The organism is Vibrio sp. 2033, assembly GCF_033339735.1.
The window spans coordinates 26,825-43,493 of the sequence record NZ_JAWOVC010000004.1; the positions used below are offsets into that span (position 1 = coordinate 26,825).

Here is a 16,669-nt window from a genome sequence, read left to right on the forward strand (position 1 = left end):
GGGAAAGAATAGGCGTCTGTTGTTACCAGATTCTTAGTCTCGCTTGAGCTCGCTAGAATGACGAGACCTTTTTGATTTAGGTGTTGTCAAAGTCACCGTCATTCTGAACAACGAGTGTGATTCAGAATCGATCATCCGATTGTGCGGTGGTGAAGGTGAGTGGGAAAGAATAGGCGTCTGCTGTTACCAGATTCTTAGTCTCGCTTGAGCTCGCTAGAATGACGAGAGCTTTTGGTCTAGATGTTGTCTAAGTCACCGTCATTCTGAACAGCGAGGAACGAGTGTGATTCAGAATCCATCATCCGATTGTGCAGTGGTGAAGGTGAGTGTGAAAGAATAGGCGTCTGCTGTTAGCAGATTTTTAGTCTCGCTTGAGCTCGCTAGAATGACGAGATCTTTTGATTTAGATGTTGTCAAAGTCACCGTCATTCTGAACAACGAGGAACGAGTGTGATTCAGAATCTATCGTCCGATTGTGAAGTGGTGAAGGTGAGTTGGAAAGAAAGGCGTTTGCTGTTAGCAGATTCTTAGTCTCGCTTAAGCTCGCTAGAATGACGAGAGCTTTTGATCTAGATGTTGTCTAAGTCACCGTCATGCTGAACAGCGAGGAACGAGTGTGATTCAGAATCGATCATCCGATTGTGCAGTGGTGAAGGTGAGTTGGAAAGAAAGGCGTCTGCTGTTAGCAGATTCTTAGTCTCGCTTGAGCTCGCTAGAATGACGAGATCTTTTGATTTAGATGTTGTCAAAGTCACCGTCATTCTAAACAAAAAGCCCAGAAACAAGGTTCTGGGCTTTGGTAAAATAGATTGCGTTTAAAGAATAAAGCGGCTTAGATCTTCATCTTCAATTGTGTCGCCTAGGCGCGCTTTCACGTAAGCGGAATCAATAATGAATTTAGCGCCAGATTGCTCCGCTGCGTCGTAAGAGATTTCATCCATCAAGCGTTCCATTACGGTGTGTAAGCGACGAGCACCGATGTTTTCTGTGCTCTCGTTGACCGTCCATGCCGCTTCCGCGATTTGCGTGATACCATCTTCTGTGAACTCGATGTCCACATCTTCCGTTTTCATCAACGCAACGTACTGCTCTGTTAGAGAGGCTTTTGGTTCTGTCAGAATGCGTTTGAAGTCGTTGCTGCTTAGTGCTTCTAGCTCAACACGAATTGGTAGACGGCCTTGCAATTCTGGGATCAAGTCAGATGGTTTTGCCACTTGGAATGCACCAGATGCAACAAACAGAATGTGGTCTGTTTTTACCATGCCGTGCTTGGTTGATACCGTGCTGCCTTCAATCAATGGAAGTAGGTCGCGCTGAACACCTTCGCGTGAAACGTCTGGGCCTGAGCTCTCGCCGCGTTTACAGATCTTGTCGATCTCATCGATAAATACGATGCCGTTGTTTTCAACGTTGAAAATCGCTGCTTCTTTCAGCTCTTCTTGGTTAACCAGTTTCGCCGCTTCTTCTTCCGCTAACGCTTTCATTGCGTCTTTGATTTTCAGCTTACGTTTTTTCTTAGTGTCGCCAGCGAGGTTTTGGAACATGCCTTGCAGCTGGTTAGTCATCTCTTCCATACCAGGAGGCGCCATGATCTCTACGCCCATCTGCGGTGCGGCTACGTCGATTTCAATTTCTTTATCGTCTAGTTGGCCTTCACGCAGTTTCTTACGGAAGATCTGGCGAGTGTGAGAAGACTCTTCCGTTTGCTCTGCTTGACCCCAACTATCACGTGCTGGTGGCAGTAGCGCATCAAGAATGCGTTCTTCCGCTTGTTCTTCTGCGCGGAATTTCACTTTTTCCATCGCTTGTTGATGCGTCATTTTCACAGCGACATCGGTTAGGTCACGGATGATGGTTTCAACTTCTTTACCAACGTAACCCACTTCGGTGAATTTTGTCGCTTCAACTTTGATGAAAGGGGCATTTGCCAGTTTTGCGAGGCGTCGTGCGATTTCAGTCTTACCAACACCAGTAGGGCCAATCATCAAGATGTTTTTTGGCGTCACTTCGGCACGCAAGCTTTCTTCAAGCTGCATGCGGCGCCAGCGGTTACGAAGTGCAATCGCAACCGAACGTTTGGCTTTTTCTTGACCGATAATGTGGCGGTTCAATTCATGAACGATTTCGCGAGGCGTCATTTCAGACATATTCTTTCCTTACTTCGTTACGATTACGCGGTTGGTTTTTCAGGCTCTATTGTTGAGTCTAGCTCTTCTACCGTGTGGTGATGGTTAGTGAAGACACAAATGTCACCCGCGATATTGAGAGCTTTTTCCGCGATCTCACGAGCATCTAGATCTGTGTTTTCTAGTAGGGCGGTTGCGGCAGCTTGTGCGTAAGCACCACCAGAGCCAATCGCAATCAGGTCGTGTTCTGGCTGTACGACATCACCATTACCGGTAATGATTAACGATGCGGTTTCGTCGGCAACGGCAAGTAATGCTTCGAGCTTGCGCAAAGCACGATCGCTACGCCAGTCTTTAGCTAGCTCAACTGCCGCTTTGGTTAGGTGACCTTGGTGCATTTGCAGTTTGCTTTCGAAGCGCTCAAAAAGGGTGAAGGCATCCGCAGTACCGCCGGCAAAGCCCGCTAGTACTTGGTTGTTGTATAGGCGGCGAACTTTGCGCGCATTACCTTTCATTACGGTATTGCCTAGAGATACTTGGCCATCACCCGCGATGACGACTTTATTATTTCGACGTACAGATACAATGGTAGTCACAGTCGACCTCTTGATTATTTCTCTTTGGATTTAATTCAGTATATGGGGGAGGAGAAATGGGGATTCAAGGGGGCAAAAAGAAAGGCCCTAGGATCTTAGCTCCTAGGGCCTGAGTTTAAAGATTTTCTTTCCAAATCGCGCACGGCTCGATTTTCGCGCGTTGCAGTTTATGACGGTCACGTTCTGCATCACGTTTGAACTTATACGGACCTAGCACCACACGATACCATGAACTGCCTTCTTTCTTACGAATCTTGCTCGACATCCCTTGGAACGCGATTGCAAGCTTGCGCTCTTCCGCTTGTGCCTGAGTTTTGTACGCGCCACACTGCATGATGTAAGGAATTTTAGAAACTTCAATTTCTTTAGCCACAACTTCAACTTCACGTTTCGGTAGTGACTCAACATATTCCCATTTTTCTTCTGGTGGTGGCGGCAAGTCTTTTTTCGGCTTTGGTTTGCTGACAGTGGTTGTTGGCTGCTTCACGACTGGTTGTTTAGGTTCTGGGTCGCTACTCAAAAGGTAAAGACCATAGCCAAAACCGCCCACGAGCAAGATAGCGAGCAGGCCACTGCGCCAAGGTTTTTTTCTTCTCGGCGGCTGTTTTTTTGTCGACTTTTTTGGGGCGCCTCGCCCCCGTCTTACATAATCTCTATTTGCCACGGTTATTTCTGGTCATCAAGGATTCTTGCAAATATGTTAATCCAGAACGAGTTGAGAAAACACCCTATTGATAGAATCTTGATAGCTAAAGCGCGACAACGCCCGAGTGTAGGAGTGTGTTTCCGTTCTCACTTACATTTATTCAGGGATACACAAAAAGCAGGAGGGGTAAATAAAAAAGCGGCGCCTTAGCACCGCTTTGGGGATGAATACCTAATCTTTAGGTTAAGGGCGCTGTGGTGGCGCTGCACTTCCACGAATGACGAGATTAGTTTCAAGCAGACGCGAGCCTGAATGCACGTCGTGGCCTTTTAACATCTCGAGCATCATTAGCATCGCTTGTCGACCAATCTCATAGCGAGGTTGAGATATGGTGGTCAACGGTGGATCGCAGTACTGAGCGAAGTTAATGTCATCAAAGCCCACAACAGAGAGATCTTGCGGTACTCGTAAGCCAAGCTTTTTCGCTTCTTGAATTGCGCCGATGGCCATTGTGTCACAGTGACAGAAAATAGCCGTTGGTGGTTCTGGCAATTCGAGCAGTTTACGAACGGCTTTTGCTCCGCCATCAAAAGAGAACTCAGTAATGACACTATATTGTGGATCTTTATTGATGCCGGCACGGCGCAGGGCTTGTTGGTAGCCTTGCTGGCGGAACTGACACAATATTGCTGTATCTGGTCCAGAGATTTGAGCAATGCGTTTATGACCTAATTGGGTCAGGTAATTCACCGCTTCAAATGCTGAGGTCAGGTTATCAATATGTACTGTCGGAAGCTCGAGCTCTGGCGCAAATTCACACGCCATTACCATCGGAGGTAAGTTCTTTTGCTCTGGCTTACTGACATCGAATGGTAGATCTGTACCAAGCAGTAGCATTCCATCTGCCTGCTTAGTAAATACGAGGTTTACGAAAGAGCTTTCGCGTTTCTTCTGTTGTCCGCTATCGCCCAGCAGGACTAGATAGCCATGTTCCATGGCTGCATCTTCAATACCGCGAATAATTTCAGAAAAATAAGGATCACAGATGTCGGGAACGATAGTAACAATGGTTTTTGATTCGTTTCTACGTAAGTTACGCGCTAATGAGTTTGGAGAATAACCCGCTTCAAGTACGGCATCTTCTACTCTCTTTCTTGTAGAAGAAGAGACTTTCTCTGGATTCATTAAGGCTCGAGATACCGTAGCCGTAGACACTCCCGCAAGCTGGGCAACATCCTTCATTGTCGCCATAGTTTTTAACCTCTCATTTATTTTTTGCCAAGATGACGTTATTCCGGTTTGAAATCAGAGTAATCAAACCGAGTGAGAGCTGTATTTGCTCTTCGCTCAGTTCGTGTTAACGAGTGGGAAAATGGATTCTTCACCGCGATATCAATTTGTGGGAATAGTCATTGTTTTAATCTAAGCCTGTGCAAACAAGTCACTTTAGACTTTTCTAATTTGGATAGTCTATTCATTTCTAAAGTGAAAGTTACGGTCTGTTTAACAAAAATTGTAATCTTGGTGTGATTCTGGTCACATTAAATGGTAATTCATTACATAGTTAAACGTTTGCTAGCTGAGATCTTGTGGTTCTATGTCTAAATTCCAGCGTACTTTCTTAGCATTTGGCAACAACTCAATAGCAGGTTTGGCACTGGTTAATAACTTTTGCATCAATGAACGATGCTGAGTTTGCAGTAATAGTTGCCAGCGGTATTTACCAGCCCGCTTAGCCAAAGGTGAAGGAGTAGGGCCTAACACCATGCAGGAATCATCGAACAGAGGGTGTGACTCTAACGTAAAGCGAACCTGACGCAGGAAGTCTTCAACTACCTCACTTTGGTTCGCCTCTGCTTTATACAGAGTCAAGAAACTATAAGGCGGAAGCTGAGCCAGTTTGCGTTCTTCCAGAGCAGTCATAGCAAAGTGGCGATAGTCTTTTTGAAGCAGGGCCTGCAGCAAGCTGTGCTCAGGATGGTGGGTTTGTAGGATAACCTCGCCAGGTTTACTTGCGCGGCCGGCACGACCTGCGACCTGAATAAACAACTGCGCTAGTCGCTCGGAAGCGCGGAAGTCACTACTATAGAGAGAGCCATCAACATCCAAAAGAGCAACGAGTGTTACATTTGGAAAATGGTGCCCCTTAGCCAGCATTTGGGTGCCAATCAGAATTTGATGTTCACCTTTACGAATCGATTCAAGGGCATCTTCCAAACTACCTTTGCGACGTGTGCTGTCTCTGTCGATGCGAATGGCGTTGTATTCTGGAAATAACTGAGCCAATTGTTGTTCGAGTTGTTCCGTTCCTACGCCGACGGTAACCAGTTGAGTTGAACCACACCCCTGACATTGATGAATTACCGGTTGTTGTGAGCCGCAGTGATGGCAGCGTATTTCGTTGCTGTAATGGTGGAACGTATAGTACGCATCACAACGTTTACATTCTGCAATCCAACCGCATTCATGGCACATCAAAGCGGGCGAAAAGCCTCGGCGGTTAAGAAACAACATTACTTGATTGCCCGCTTTTAAATGCTTGCGCATCTCGGCAATCAGTTGGGCAGATAAGCCACTTTCTAAATACTGACCTTTTACATCTAACACTTTATTAGTGGTTGGCACGGCAGAGCCAGCTCGTTGGGTTAGTGTTAAATGGTGATATTTGCCTGACAAGGCATTGTGCAATGTCTCCAGTGCAGGTGTGGCTGAGCCCAGAACAATCGGAACTTGTTCTTTATGAGCGCGCATTACAGCAACATCGCGTGCATGATAACGCAAGCTATCTTGCTGTTTGTAAGAGGTGTCATGTTCCTCGTCCACAATGATAATCCCGAGATCAGCAAAAGGCGCGAGTAGGGCAGAGCGTGTGCCGATAATGATTCCGGCCGCTTTGTCGCGTGCAGAAAGCCACGCATTCAGACGCTCCGTCTCGTTTAACCCGGAGTGGATGACGTCAACTGGCACATTAAAACGGCGTTTAAAGCGGTTGATGGTTTGGGGCGTTAAGCCAATCTCTGGTACTAAAACCAAGGCTTGTTTCCCTTGCTCTAAAACTGGCTTGATAAGGTTGAGGTACACTTCTGTCTTACCTGAGCCCGTGACGCCTTCTAATAAATAGCAAGCAAAACCTGTTTGGCTATTTACACTTGCAATAGCCAGCGCTTGTTCGTGGTTGAGCTTTGGCTTCTCGACGTCGCATTCAACGTGCTGTCCCCACTGGGTGATTACAGGCTTCTTCTCGATACGTTCAATCCAGCCTTTCTCTTCTAAAGACTTTAGTACTGTTGAGGCTATCTCTTGGTCGACAAATTCCTGGTGAGGCAAAGCGCCGTTAACCAACATTTGCAAGACCTTCTGTTGTTTGACCGCTCGACGATCAAGCCCTTGCATCAGCTTGTCTTTACCGGATTCGGTAATTTGCCACTCTTGTAACGTCGCAAAATCTGCAGGCTTTCCTTTACGTAGAGCTGCTGGCATCGCATTGTGTAGCGTATCTCCAAGTGGGTATTGGTAGAACTGGCTGCACCAAGTCAGCAACGAATAAAGCTTTTCAGACCATATCGGCTGAGAATCAAGAACTGCTTTGATTGGCTTGAGTTGATCTTTGGGAAAGTCCGAGTGATTAACCATTGCGGTGACGATGCCGACTAAGGTTTGGCGTCCAAAAGGCACGGAAACGCGTCCACCAATGATCGGAAACAGGTGCCCCGGAATGGCGTAATCAAATTGTTTGTCGAGCGGAACGGGTAATGCCACTCTAGCAATGGTTGGACGCATAAATTCTTAGCTATTAAAAAGAGGGAAAGGAAATGAGAGTCTATTAAAATCGGTATGGAAATTCGAGTAAAGCTATGTGATTCAGCGTGAATCGTGCCTCTATGATTAGTCTGGCTAAAAAAGTGGCGAAAAAGTTGCCAAATGTGTTGATCCGAGCAATGTGATTCTTTACTATATCGCGCCTTGAGATATGGCTTCGGCAATTAGTTGATGCGGTATCCCATTTTATTATTAATTGCGTGTGGTGTGCGGCTTAGATTCGTATAGCGACACGGCCTACTATTGAGGTTATCCCATGAAAGCTGGTATCCACCCAGAATACAAAGCAGTAAAAGCGACTTGTTCTTGCGGCAACTCTTTTGAGTTCAACTCTACTCTAGGTAAAGAGTCTATCCACCTAGACGTATGTGACAAGTGTCACCCATTCTACACTGGTAAGCAACGTATCGTTGATACAGGCGGCCGTGTTGATCGCTTCAACAAGCGTTTCGGTGCACTATCAAGCGGTAAGAAATAATAGCAGCCGCTATTACGATTACAGTTTAGAAAAGGACGCTTCGGCGTCCTTTTTGTTTAATGGCTACCAAGCGAAGAGGGATGTATAGGGTTTGGAATATTCCCGATTATTTTTCACTCAGCGCTTGCAACCTAAAGTGTGATCTGTATAATGCAGCGCACTGGTTAAGCCAGTTGTGAACCAATGAGCAGTGAGGAGCGAGCAAATCTAAGGATTTGTGAGGTAATGTATACTCAGCTTATGTTCGCGGTTAATACAATTAGCTATCTTTTCTTCGGAAAAACTATCCTCAAAGGTGACTTTGGCATATAGGGATAGTTAATCGAAAATTAACTGACAATGCGTCCTAATCTTGGATGCTACGGTTTCACATAAATCAATCGGCATTCTCTCGTCTTGACGAGTTTGAGTGGCGATATTGTTTGTGTAATTTATTAAATTTGGAGCTCTGTCTCATGCAGAACCAACGTATCCGTATCCGCCTAAAAGCTTTCGATTACAAACTAATCGATGCTTCTACAGCGGAAATCGTTGAAACAGCTAAGCGCACTGGCGCACAGGTTCGTGGTCCAATCCCACTGCCAACTCGTAAAGAGCGTTTCACAGTTCTTATCTCTCCACACGTTAACAAGAAAGCACGTGACCAGTACGAAATCCGTACTCACAAGCGTCTAATCGACATCGTTGAGCCAACAGACAAGACTGTTGATGCTCTAATGCGTCTAGACCTTGCTGCGGGCGTTGACGTTCAAATTAGCCTAGGTTAAGGGAGATTAGAAGTATGATTGGTCTAATCGGTCGTAAAGTGGGCATGACCCGCGTATTTACTGAAGAAGGCGTTTCTATCCCAGTAACAGTTGTTGAGGTTGAAGCTAACCGTGTTTCTCAAGTGAAAACTCTTGAAACTGACGGCTACGCAGCAATCCAGGTTACAGCTGGTTCTAAGAAAGCTAACCGTGTAAACAAAGCTGAAGCAGGTCACTTTGCTAAGGCTGGCGTTGAAGCTGGTCGCGGTCTTTGGGAATTCCGTTTAGAAAACGGCGAAGAGTTCGAAGTTGGTTCAGAACTAACTGTTGAACTATTCAACGAAACTAAGAAAGTAGACGTTACTGGTACATCTAAGGGTAAAGGTTTCCAAGGCGCTGTTAAGCGTTGGAACTTCCGTACTCAAGATATGACTCACGGTAACTCATTGTCTCACCGTGCTCCTGGTTCTATCGGTCAATGTCAGACTCCAGGTCGCGTATTTAAAGGCAAGAAAATGGCAGGTCACATGGGTGCTGAGCGTGTAACGACTCAAAACCTAGAGATCGTACGTGTTGACGCTGAGCGCAACCTGCTTCTTATTAAAGGTGCAGTCCCAGGCGCAACTGGCGGCAACGTGATCGTTAAACCAGCTGTTAAAGCATAACGTCTCAGGAGTAAGTAATGGAACTAATGGTTAAAGGTGCCGATGCACTAACTGTTTCCGAAACTACTTTCGGACGTGAGTTTAACGAAGCTCTTGTACACCAAGTAGTTGTTGCGTACGCAGCAGGTGCTCGTCAAGGTACTCGTGCTCAAAAAACACGTTCAGAAGTTTCTGGCGGTGGCGCTAAGCCATGGCGTCAAAAAGGTACTGGCCGTGCGCGTGCTGGTACAATCCGTAGCCCAATCTGGCGTACAGGTGGTGTTACTTTTGCTGCGAAACCACAAGATCACAGCCAAAAAGTAAACAAAAAAATGTACCGTGGTGCTATGAAGAGCATTCTTTCTGAGCTTGTTCGTCAAGAGCGTCTAATCGTTGTTGATAACTTCTCAGTTGAAGCACCAAAGACTAAAGAGCTAGTTGCTAAGCTTAAAGAGCTTGAGCTAACTGACGCTCTAATCGTGACTAGCGAAGTAGATGAGAATCTATTCCTAGCTGCTCGTAACCTATACAAAGTTGACGCACGTGATGTTGCTGGTATCGATCCAGTATCTCTAATCGCGTTTGACAAAGTTGTAATGACTGCAGAAGCAGTTAAGCAAGTAGAGGAAATGCTAGCATGATCACTGAAGAGCGTATCCTAAAAGTTCTACGTGCACCGCACATCTCTGAAAAAGCAACTATGGCAGCTGAGAAAGCGAACACTATCGTTTTCAAAGTAGCTAAAGATGCGACTAAAAAAGAGATCAAAGCAGCTGTAGAAAAGCTATTTGAAGTTGAAGTTAAGTCTGTAAATACTCTTATCACTAAGGGTAAGACCAAACGTCAAGGTCTACGCCAAGGTCGCCGCAGCGACGTTAAGAAAGCGTACGTTACTTTGAAAGAAGGTCAAGATCTTGACTTCGTTGGCGGCGCGGAATAACAGGAGTAGTTAAAAATGGCTATTGTTAAATGTAAGCCGACTTCCCCTGGTCGTCGTCACGTTGTTAAAGTTGTTAACGCTGACCTACACAAGGGCAAGCCATACGCACCTCTTCTAGAGAAAAACTCTAAGAACGGTGGTCGTAACAACAAGGGTCGTATCACAGTACGTCACATCGGCGGTGGTCACAAGCACCACTACCGTGTAGTTGACTTCAAACGTACTAAAGATGGTATTCCAGCGACAGTTGAGCGTCTTGAATACGATCCAAACCGTAGCGCAAACATTGCTCTAGTTCTTTACAAAGACGGTGAGCGTCGCTACATCCTAGCACCTAAAGGTGTTGTAGCTGGTGATGTTATTCAGTCTGGTGTTGATGCACCAATCAAAGCTGGTAACACTCTACCAATGCGTAATATCCCAGTAGGTTCAACAGTACATAACGTTGAACTTAAGCCTGGTAAAGGTGGTCAGCTAGCTCGTTCGGCTGGTGCTTACGCTCAAATCGTTGCTCGCGACGGTGCGTACGTAACTATCCGTCTACGTTCTGGCGAGATGCGCAAAGTTCTTTCTGAAGGCCGTGCAACAATCGGTGAAGTTGGTAACTCTGAGCACATGCTACGTGAACTTGGTAAAGCAGGTGCATCACGTCATCGCGGTATCCGTCCAACGGTTCGTGGTGTTGTAATGAACCCGATTGACCACCCACATGGTGGTGGTGAAGGCCGTACTTCTGGTGGTCGTCACCCAGTATCTCCTTGGGGTATGCCTACTAAAGGCTTCAAGACTCGTAAGAACAAACGCACTGACAAGTACATCGTACGTCGTCGTAACAAGTAATCTATATAAAGAGGAATCGCCATGCCACGTTCTCTCAAGAAAGGTCCTTTTATTGACCTACACTTGCTGAAGAAGGTAGAGAAAGCGGTGGAAAGCGGAGACAAAAAGCCTATTAAGACTTGGTCCCGTCGTTCAATGATCATCCCTACGATGATCGGTTTGACCATCGCTGTCCATAATGGTCGTCAGCACGTACCAGTATTTGTAACTGATGAAATGATCGGTCACAAACTGGGTGAATTCGCACCAACACGTACTTACCGCGGTCACGCTGCGGATAAGAAAGCTAAGAAGCGCTAAGGAGTAGATAATGGAAGCAATTGCTAAACATAACTTTGCTCGCATTTCGCCTCAGAAAGCTCGCTTAGTTGCGGATCTAATCCGTGGTAAATCTGTTGACCAAGCTCTAGAAATCCTAACGTTCAGCAACAAAAAAGCTGCTGCACTAGTTAAGAAAGTTCTAGAGTCTGCTATCGCTAACGCGGAGCACAACGAAGGTGCAGATATTGACGATCTGAATGTCGCAAAAATCTTTGTAGATGAAGGCCCAACCATGAAGCGTATTATGCCTCGTGCTAAAGGTCGTGCGGATCGTATCTTGAAGCGTTCAAGCCACATCACTGTTGTTGTAGCAGATCGCTAGAGACTAGGAGAGTAAGCAATGGGTCAAAAAGTACATCCAAATGGTATTCGTCTAGGCATCGTTAAGCCTTGGAATGCTACATGGTTTGCTAACACCAAAGATTTCGCTGACAACCTAGACGGCGACTTCAAGGTACGTCAGTTCCTTACAAGTGAACTGAAAAAAGCGTCTCTATCACGTATCGTTATCGAGCGTCCTGCTAAGAGCATCCGTGTGACTATTCACACTGCTCGTCCAGGCGTTGTTATCGGTAAGAAAGGTGAAGACGTTGAGAAGCTACGCGCAGCTGTAGCTAAAATTGCAGGTGTACCAGCGCAAATTAACATCGCTGAAGTACGTAAGCCTGAACTAGATGCGCAACTTGTTGGTGACAGCATCGCGTCTCAGCTAGAGCGTCGTGTTATGTTCCGTCGTGCTATGAAGCGCGCAGTACAAAACGCAATGCGCCTAGGCGCTAAAGGTATCAAAGTGGAAGTAAGCGGTCGTCTAGGCGGCGCTGAAATCGCACGTTCAGAGTGGTACCGTGAAGGCCGTGTGCCTCTACACACTCTACGTGCTGACATTGATTACGCAACTTCTTCGGCTCACACTCAATACGGTGTGATCGGCATTAAAACTTGGATCTTCAAAGGTGAAATCCTAGGTGGTATGCCAGCAGCTAACGCTGTAGAGCCTAAAGGCGACAAGCCTAAGAAGCAGCGTAAAGGCCGTAAGTAAGGAGTCGACAGATGCTACAACCTAAACGTACTAAGTTCCGTAAGGTTCAGACTGGTCGTAACCGTGGTCTAGCTAAAGGTACTGATGTAAGCTTCGGCGAATTCGGTCTTAAAGCTGTTGGCCGTGGTCGTCTAACTGCTCGTCAAATCGAAGCGGCACGTCGTGCAATGACACGTCACGTTAAGCGTCAAGGTAAAATCTGGATCCGTGTGTTCCCAGACAAACCAATCACAGAAAAACCACTTGAAGTTCGTCAAGGTAAGGGTAAAGGTAACGTTGAGTACTGGGTAGCCCAAATCCAACCTGGTAAGGTTATGTACGAAATGGGTGGTGTACCTGAAGAATTGGCACGTGAAGCGTTCCGTCTTGCGGCACGTAAACTGCCTTTCAAAACTACATTTGTAACTAAGCAGGTGATGTGATGAAAGCACAAGATCTACGCGAGAAAAGCGTTGAAGAGCTTAACGCTGAGCTAATGAATTTGCTACGCGAACAGTTCAACTTGCGCATGCAAGCTGCGACTGGTCAACTACAGCAAACTCATACTCTGAAAGCTGTACGCCGTGATATCGCACGTGTGAAAACTGTTTTGACTGAGAAGGCAGGCGCATAATGAGCGAAGTAAAACGTACTCAACAAGGTCGTGTTGTTAGCGACAAGATGGACAAGTCTATCACTGTTGCTATCGAACGTTTCGTAAAACACCCAATCTACGGTAAATACGTAAAACGTACGACTAAAGTACACGCACATGACGAGAACAACGAGTGTGGCCTAGGCGACACAGTTGAAATCGCAGAGTGTCGTCCACTGTCTAAGACTAAGTCTTGGACTTTGGTAAAAGTTCTAGAAAAGGCGAAGATTTAATCTCGTTAATTCTATGAAACTAAAGCGGCTCCAAAATATTTTTGGAGCCGTTTATTTTTTGACTACCCAATCACAAAAAAGGGTGGTACAATTCGCGTCCCTTTTAAAGAGGCAGCCCGACCCGTGATGGGTCTAGTTATTAATATTTAGCGGAGCACTAACATGATCCAAATGCAAAGTATGCTGGACGCAGCTGATAACTCAGGCGCACGCAGCGTAATGTGTATTAAGGTTCTGGGTGGCTCTCACCGCCGTTATGCACATATCGGTGACGTCATCAAAGTTACTGTGAAGGAAGCAATCCCTCGCGGTAAAGTTAAAAAAGGTGATGTTCTGAAGGCGGTGGTAGTGCGCACCCGTAAAGGCGTACGTCGTCCTGACGGTTCTGTCATTCGCTTCGACCGAAATGCTTGCGTATTGCTAAACGACAATACTGAGCAACCAATCGGTACACGTATCTTTGGTCCTGTGACACGCGAACTTCGTGGCGATAAGTTCATGAAGATCGTTTCACTGGCTCCAGAAGTTCTGTAAGGAGCACGTAGAAATGGCAGCTAAAATCCGTCGTAATGACGAAGTAATCGTTCTTGCTGGTAAAGACAAAGGCAAGAAAGGTAAAGTAACTAAGGTTCTAGCAACTGGTAAAGTTATCGTTGAAGGTATCAACCTAGTTAAGAAACATCAGAAACCTGTTCCAGCTATGGGTATCCAAGGCGGTATCGTAGAGCAAGAAGCAGCTATCGACGTTTCTAACGTGGCTATCTTTAACGCAGCTACTGGTAAAGCTGACCGTATCGGTTTCCGTTTTGAAGACGGCAAAAAAGTTCGTTTCTTCAAGTCTAACGGCGAAACCGTTTCTAACTAATAGAAGTAATTTGGAGTTCTACTATGGCGAAACTGCATGATTACTACAAGTCGTCTGTAGTCGCTGAACTGACCAAACAGTTCGGTTACACAAGCGTCATGCAAGTCCCTAGAATCGAGAAAATCACCCTAAACATGGGTGTTGGTGAAGCAATCAACGATAAGAAACTGCTAGAAAATGCAGCGTCTGATATGGCAACGATCTCTGGTCAAAAGCCACTTATCACAAAAGCGCGCAAATCTGTTGCAGGTTTCAAAATCCGTGAAGGCTACCCTATCGGTTGTAAAGTAACCTTGCGTGGCGAACGTATGTGGGATTTTCTTGAGCGTTTAATTAACATCGCTCTTCCACGTGTACGTGACTTCCGTGGTGTTAGCGCTAAGTCTTTTGACGGTCGCGGTAACTACAGCATGGGCGTTCGCGAGCAAATCATCTTCCCGGAAATCGACTTTGATAAAGTTGATCGAGTACGCGGTCTAGACATCACTATTACGACGTCTGCTGGTACTGATGAGGAAGGCCGTGCTCTGCTGGCTGCCTTTAACTTCCCATTCCGTAAGTAAGGTGAAGGGTTACTGTTATGGCTAAAAATTCAATGAAAGCACGTGAAGCAAAACGTGCGAAGCTAGTAGCTAAGTTCGCTGAAAAGCGTGCAGCGCTAAAAGCTATCATCAGCGATGTAAACGCATCTGAAGAAGATCGTTGGAACGCGGTTCTTACACTGCAATCTCTTCCACGTGATTCAAGTGCATCACGTCAGCGCAACCGTTGCAACCAAACTGGTCGTCCACACGGTTACCTACGTAAGTTCGGTCTAAGCCGTATTAAGGTTCGTGAAGCTTGCATGAAAGGCGAGATTCCGGGTCTTCGTAAGGCTAGCTGGTAATTGCCACTTAATCATTTGGAGTAAATCATATGAGCATGCAAGATCCGATTTCGGATATGCTGACCCGCGTTCGTAACGGTCAGGCAGCAAACAAAGTTGCTGTAAAAATGCCTTCTTCAAAGCTTAAAGTTGCAATTGCTGCACTACTAAAAGCTGAAGGTTACATCGTTGACTTCGCTGTTGAAGGCGAAGCAAAACCTGAGCTAGAAGTTACACTTAAGTACTTCCAAGCTAAACCAGTAATCGAGCAACTTAAACGTGTTTCTCGTCCAGGTCTACGTGTTTACAAGAAGAAAGATGAACTTCCTTCTGTAATGGGTGGTCTTGGTATTGCTATCGTTTCTACTTCCAAGGGTCTTATGTCAGACCGCGCTGCACGTAAAGCAGGTCTTGGTGGTGAAATCATCGCTTACGTAGCTTAATAAGGAGTAGACTATGTCTCGTGTTGCAAAAGCACCTGTCGCTATTCCAGCTGGCGTAGAGGTGAAACTAAACGGCCAAGAAATCACTGTAAAAGGTGCGAAAGGCGAACTAACTCGCGTTCTTAACAACGCAGTTGTAATCGCTCAGGAAGAAAATAACCTGACTTTCGGTCCTAAAGAAGGTGTTGCTAACGCATGGGCTCAAGCAGGTACTGCTCGCGCTCTAGTTAACAACATGGTTGTTGGTGTTACTGAAGGCTTTACTAAGAAGCTAACTCTTAAAGGTGTAGGTTACCGTGCTGCTATCAAAGGCAACGCTGTAGGTCTAACACTAGGCTTCTCACACCCAGTTGAGCACGAGTTGCCAGCGGGTATTAAAGCTGAATGTCCAAGCCAAACTGAAATCGTGATCACTGGTGCTGACAAGCAACTAGTTGGTCAAGTTGCGGCTGACATTCGTTCTTACCGTGAGCCTGAGCCATACAAAGGCAAAGGTGTTCGTTACGCAGATGAAAATGTGCGTACTAAAGAAGCTAAGAAGAAGTAAGGTAACACTATGGATAAGAAAGCATCTCGCATCCGTCGTGCTACACGTGCACGTCGTAAGATTGCAGAACTGGGTGCGACTCGCCTAGTTGTACACCGTACTCCTCGTCACGTGTACGCACAGGTTATCGCGGCTAACGGCTCTGAGGTTATCGCAGCAGCTTCTACTGTAGAAAAAGCGATCCGTGAGCAAGTGAAATACACTGGTAACGTTGATGCAGCTAAAGCAGTGGGTAAAGCTATTGCTGAGCGCGCTCTAGAGAAGGGCGTAACTGCAGTTGCATTTGATCGTTCTGGTTTCCAATACCACGGTCGAGTAGCGGCGCTAGCAGAATCTGCTCGCGAAGCTGGTCTGAAATTCTAAGGTAGGGTTGGAAGATGGCTAAAGAACAACAAGTTCAAGCGAATGATTTGCAAGAAAAGCTAATCGCAGTTAACCGTGTTTCTAAAACGGTTAAAGGTGGTCGAATCATGAGCTTCACTGCACTAACAGTAGTTGGTGACGGTAACGGTCGTGTAGGTTTCGGTTACGGCAAAGCTCGTGAAGTACCTGCAGCGATTCAAAAAGCAATGGAAAAAGCGCGTCGTAACATGACTACGATCGCTCTAAACGAAGGCACTCTTCACCACCCAGTGAAAGGTCGCCATTCGGGCTCTAAAGTTTACATGCAGCCTGCTGCAGAAGGTACTGGTGTTATCGCAGGTGGTGCGATGCGTGCAGTACTAGAAGTTGCTGGTGTACACAACGTACTATCTAAAGCGTACGGTTCTACGAACCCTATCAACATCGTTCGTGCAACGATCGATGCACTAGGTAGCATGAAGTCACCAGAAATGGTTGCTGCTAAACGTGGTCTAACTGTTGAATCTATTTCGGAGTAAGAACAC

25 protein-coding genes are annotated in these 16,669 nt (G+C 46.2%); 20 read left to right on the top strand and 5 right to left on the bottom strand.

The genetic code is table 11. The annotated features are described in order from the left end of the window. Positions 1–815 precede the first annotated feature (815 nt). From hslU to priA, 5 genes are all read right to left on the bottom strand, one after another. Positions 816–2,147, bottom strand: a complete 1,332-nt coding sequence (gene hslU, locus R7P74_RS07635) for an HslU--HslV peptidase ATPase subunit (protein ID WP_132936723.1) — start codon at positions 2,145–2,147, stop codon at positions 816–818. A 23-nt stretch (positions 2,148–2,170) separates the two neighbouring features. After that, on the bottom strand, positions 2,171–2,722 hold the full coding sequence (hslV, locus tag R7P74_RS07640; RefSeq protein WP_033905999.1) for an ATP-dependent protease subunit HslV: 552 nt from the start codon (positions 2,720–2,722) through the stop codon (positions 2,171–2,173). A gap of 115 nt (positions 2,723–2,837) precedes the next feature. After that, complete coding sequence (gene ftsN, locus R7P74_RS07645) at positions 2,838–3,386, bottom strand: cell division protein FtsN (protein ID WP_017820300.1); 549 nt, start codon at positions 3,384–3,386, stop codon at positions 2,838–2,840. 225 nt (positions 3,387–3,611) lie between these two features. Continuing rightward, a complete protein-coding gene (cytR, locus tag R7P74_RS07650; RefSeq protein WP_254901949.1) occupies positions 3,612–4,640 on the bottom strand; it encodes a DNA-binding transcriptional regulator CytR in 1,029 nt (342 codons plus the stop codon). Positions 4,641–4,943: 303 nt separating this feature from the next. Continuing rightward, positions 4,944–7,148 carry a primosomal protein N' gene (gene priA / locus R7P74_RS07655; protein ID WP_225473400.1) on the bottom strand — a complete coding sequence of 735 codons (2,205 nt, stop codon included), beginning with the start codon at positions 7,146–7,148 and terminating at the stop codon, positions 4,944–4,946. A gap of 295 nt (positions 7,149–7,443) precedes the next feature. Here priA and rpmE point away from each other — a divergent pair, with 295 nt between their 5' ends. The 20 genes from rpmE to rpsE all read left to right on the top strand — a co-directional run bounded on the left by rpmE (position 7,444) and on the right by rpsE (position 16,663). Further along, positions 7,444–7,665: a 50S ribosomal protein L31 gene (gene rpmE, locus R7P74_RS07660; protein WP_005379546.1), complete on the top strand. Its 222-nt coding sequence runs from the start codon at positions 7,444–7,446 to the stop codon at positions 7,663–7,665. A 455-nt stretch (positions 7,666–8,120) separates the two neighbouring features. Then, entirely contained in the window at positions 8,121–8,432 is a 312-nt protein-coding gene (rpsJ, locus tag R7P74_RS07665; protein WP_004410492.1) for a 30S ribosomal protein S10, read from the top strand. A 14-nt stretch (positions 8,433–8,446) separates the two neighbouring features. Then, positions 8,447–9,076, top strand: coding sequence for a 50S ribosomal protein L3 (rplC, locus tag R7P74_RS07670; RefSeq protein WP_005379555.1), 630 nt, complete (start codon positions 8,447–8,449; stop codon positions 9,074–9,076). A 17-nt stretch (positions 9,077–9,093) separates the two neighbouring features. Beyond that, positions 9,094–9,696 carry a 50S ribosomal protein L4 gene (rplD, locus tag R7P74_RS07675; protein WP_005379556.1) on the top strand — a complete coding sequence of 201 codons (603 nt, stop codon included), beginning with the start codon at positions 9,094–9,096 and terminating at the stop codon, positions 9,694–9,696. Continuing rightward, on the top strand, positions 9,693–9,995 hold the full coding sequence (gene rplW, locus R7P74_RS07680) for a 50S ribosomal protein L23 (protein WP_004398471.1): 303 nt from the start codon (positions 9,693–9,695) through the stop codon (positions 9,993–9,995). The genes rplD and rplW overlap by 4 nt, the downstream gene beginning before the upstream one ends. Before the next feature lie 15 nt (positions 9,996–10,010). Next, positions 10,011–10,835, top strand: coding sequence for a 50S ribosomal protein L2 (rplB, locus tag R7P74_RS07685; RefSeq protein ID WP_005383168.1), 825 nt, complete (start codon positions 10,011–10,013; stop codon positions 10,833–10,835). A 21-nt stretch (positions 10,836–10,856) separates the two neighbouring features. After that, positions 10,857–11,135, top strand: coding sequence for a 30S ribosomal protein S19 (gene rpsS / locus R7P74_RS07690; RefSeq protein ID WP_004394525.1), 279 nt, complete (start codon positions 10,857–10,859; stop codon positions 11,133–11,135). Between the two features lie 10 nt (positions 11,136–11,145). Next, positions 11,146–11,478: a 50S ribosomal protein L22 gene (rplV, locus tag R7P74_RS07695; RefSeq protein ID WP_005383164.1), complete on the top strand. Its 333-nt coding sequence runs from the start codon at positions 11,146–11,148 to the stop codon at positions 11,476–11,478. Between the two features lie 18 nt (positions 11,479–11,496). After that, positions 11,497–12,195, top strand: coding sequence for a 30S ribosomal protein S3 (rpsC, locus tag R7P74_RS07700; RefSeq protein WP_005383161.1), 699 nt, complete (start codon positions 11,497–11,499; stop codon positions 12,193–12,195). Positions 12,196–12,206: 11 nt separating this feature from the next. Then, positions 12,207–12,617, top strand: a complete 411-nt coding sequence (gene rplP / locus R7P74_RS07705) for a 50S ribosomal protein L16 (RefSeq protein WP_005379577.1) — start codon at positions 12,207–12,209, stop codon at positions 12,615–12,617. Continuing rightward, positions 12,617–12,808, top strand: a complete 192-nt coding sequence (rpmC, locus tag R7P74_RS07710) for a 50S ribosomal protein L29 (RefSeq protein ID WP_005379576.1) — start codon at positions 12,617–12,619, stop codon at positions 12,806–12,808. Before rplP ends, rpmC begins: the two co-directional genes overlap by 1 nt. Next, positions 12,808–13,062: a 30S ribosomal protein S17 gene (gene rpsQ, locus R7P74_RS07715; RefSeq protein WP_005379575.1), complete on the top strand. Its 255-nt coding sequence runs from the start codon at positions 12,808–12,810 to the stop codon at positions 13,060–13,062. Before rpmC ends, rpsQ begins: the two co-directional genes overlap by 1 nt. Before the next feature lie 162 nt (positions 13,063–13,224). Then, positions 13,225–13,596: a 50S ribosomal protein L14 gene (gene rplN, locus R7P74_RS07720; RefSeq protein ID WP_004410450.1), complete on the top strand. Its 372-nt coding sequence runs from the start codon at positions 13,225–13,227 to the stop codon at positions 13,594–13,596. Between the two features lie 13 nt (positions 13,597–13,609). After that, the gene (rplX, locus tag R7P74_RS07725) at positions 13,610–13,927 is read left to right on the top strand and encodes a 50S ribosomal protein L24 (protein WP_005379574.1); all 318 of its coding nucleotides are present in this window, start codon (positions 13,610–13,612) and stop codon (positions 13,925–13,927) included. A 23-nt stretch (positions 13,928–13,950) separates the two neighbouring features. Next, entirely contained in the window at positions 13,951–14,490 is a 540-nt protein-coding gene (gene rplE / locus R7P74_RS07730) for a 50S ribosomal protein L5 (RefSeq protein WP_005379573.1), read from the top strand. A 17-nt stretch (positions 14,491–14,507) separates the two neighbouring features. Further along, on the top strand, positions 14,508–14,813 hold the full coding sequence (gene rpsN / locus R7P74_RS07735; protein ID WP_004410442.1) for a 30S ribosomal protein S14: 306 nt from the start codon (positions 14,508–14,510) through the stop codon (positions 14,811–14,813). Between the two features lie 29 nt (positions 14,814–14,842). Beyond that, complete coding sequence (rpsH, locus tag R7P74_RS07740) at positions 14,843–15,235, top strand: 30S ribosomal protein S8 (RefSeq protein ID WP_005379572.1); 393 nt, start codon at positions 14,843–14,845, stop codon at positions 15,233–15,235. A gap of 13 nt (positions 15,236–15,248) precedes the next feature. After that, positions 15,249–15,782: a 50S ribosomal protein L6 gene (rplF, locus tag R7P74_RS07745; RefSeq protein WP_005379570.1), complete on the top strand. Its 534-nt coding sequence runs from the start codon at positions 15,249–15,251 to the stop codon at positions 15,780–15,782. Positions 15,783–15,791: 9 nt separating this feature from the next. Further along, complete coding sequence (rplR, locus tag R7P74_RS07750; protein ID WP_005379568.1) at positions 15,792–16,145, top strand: 50S ribosomal protein L18; 354 nt, start codon at positions 15,792–15,794, stop codon at positions 16,143–16,145. Between the two features lie 14 nt (positions 16,146–16,159). Continuing rightward, positions 16,160–16,663: a 30S ribosomal protein S5 gene (rpsE, locus tag R7P74_RS07755; protein WP_004745894.1), complete on the top strand. Its 504-nt coding sequence runs from the start codon at positions 16,160–16,162 to the stop codon at positions 16,661–16,663. Positions 16,664–16,669 lie beyond the last annotated feature (6 nt).

What these genes read in the sequence shown, in the direction of transcription:
- rpsH (WP_005379572.1), top strand. Translation starts at nt 14,843, where the DNA reads ATGAGCATGCAAGATCCGATTTCGGATATGCTGACCCGCGTTCGTAAC.
- rplE (WP_005379573.1), top strand. Translation starts at nt 13,951, where the DNA reads ATGGCGAAACTGCATGATTACTACAAGTCGTCTGTAGTCGCTGAACTG.
- rpsS (WP_004394525.1), top strand. Translation starts at nt 10,857, where the DNA reads ATGCCACGTTCTCTCAAGAAAGGTCCTTTTATTGACCTACACTTGCTG.
- rplW (WP_004398471.1), top strand. Translation starts at nt 9,693, where the DNA reads ATGATCACTGAAGAGCGTATCCTAAAAGTTCTACGTGCACCGCACATC.
- rplF (WP_005379570.1), top strand. Translation starts at nt 15,249, where the DNA reads ATGTCTCGTGTTGCAAAAGCACCTGTCGCTATTCCAGCTGGCGTAGAG.
- priA (WP_225473400.1), bottom strand. Translation starts at nt 7,148, where the DNA reads ATGCGTCCAACCATTGCTAGAGTGGCATTACCCGTTCCGCTCGACAAA.
- rpsN (WP_004410442.1), top strand. Translation starts at nt 14,508, where the DNA reads ATGGCTAAAAATTCAATGAAAGCACGTGAAGCAAAACGTGCGAAGCTA.
- rplB (WP_005383168.1), top strand. Translation starts at nt 10,011, where the DNA reads ATGGCTATTGTTAAATGTAAGCCGACTTCCCCTGGTCGTCGTCACGTT.
- rpsJ (WP_004410492.1), top strand. Translation starts at nt 8,121, where the DNA reads ATGCAGAACCAACGTATCCGTATCCGCCTAAAAGCTTTCGATTACAAA.
- rplX (WP_005379574.1), top strand. Translation starts at nt 13,610, where the DNA reads ATGGCAGCTAAAATCCGTCGTAATGACGAAGTAATCGTTCTTGCTGGT.
- rplD (WP_005379556.1), top strand. Translation starts at nt 9,094, where the DNA reads ATGGAACTAATGGTTAAAGGTGCCGATGCACTAACTGTTTCCGAAACT.
- rplP (WP_005379577.1), top strand. Translation starts at nt 12,207, where the DNA reads ATGCTACAACCTAAACGTACTAAGTTCCGTAAGGTTCAGACTGGTCGT.
- rpmC (WP_005379576.1), top strand. Translation starts at nt 12,617, where the DNA reads ATGAAAGCACAAGATCTACGCGAGAAAAGCGTTGAAGAGCTTAACGCT.
- rpmE (WP_005379546.1), top strand. Translation starts at nt 7,444, where the DNA reads ATGAAAGCTGGTATCCACCCAGAATACAAAGCAGTAAAAGCGACTTGT.
- rpsE (WP_004745894.1), top strand. Translation starts at nt 16,160, where the DNA reads ATGGCTAAAGAACAACAAGTTCAAGCGAATGATTTGCAAGAAAAGCTA.
- rplC (WP_005379555.1), top strand. Translation starts at nt 8,447, where the DNA reads ATGATTGGTCTAATCGGTCGTAAAGTGGGCATGACCCGCGTATTTACT.
- rplV (WP_005383164.1), top strand. Translation starts at nt 11,146, where the DNA reads ATGGAAGCAATTGCTAAACATAACTTTGCTCGCATTTCGCCTCAGAAA.
- rplR (WP_005379568.1), top strand. Translation starts at nt 15,792, where the DNA reads ATGGATAAGAAAGCATCTCGCATCCGTCGTGCTACACGTGCACGTCGT.
- hslU (WP_132936723.1), bottom strand. Translation starts at nt 2,147, where the DNA reads ATGTCTGAAATGACGCCTCGCGAAATCGTTCATGAATTGAACCGCCAC.
- rpsC (WP_005383161.1), top strand. Translation starts at nt 11,497, where the DNA reads ATGGGTCAAAAAGTACATCCAAATGGTATTCGTCTAGGCATCGTTAAG.
- rpsQ (WP_005379575.1), top strand. Translation starts at nt 12,808, where the DNA reads ATGAGCGAAGTAAAACGTACTCAACAAGGTCGTGTTGTTAGCGACAAG.
- rplN (WP_004410450.1), top strand. Translation starts at nt 13,225, where the DNA reads ATGATCCAAATGCAAAGTATGCTGGACGCAGCTGATAACTCAGGCGCA.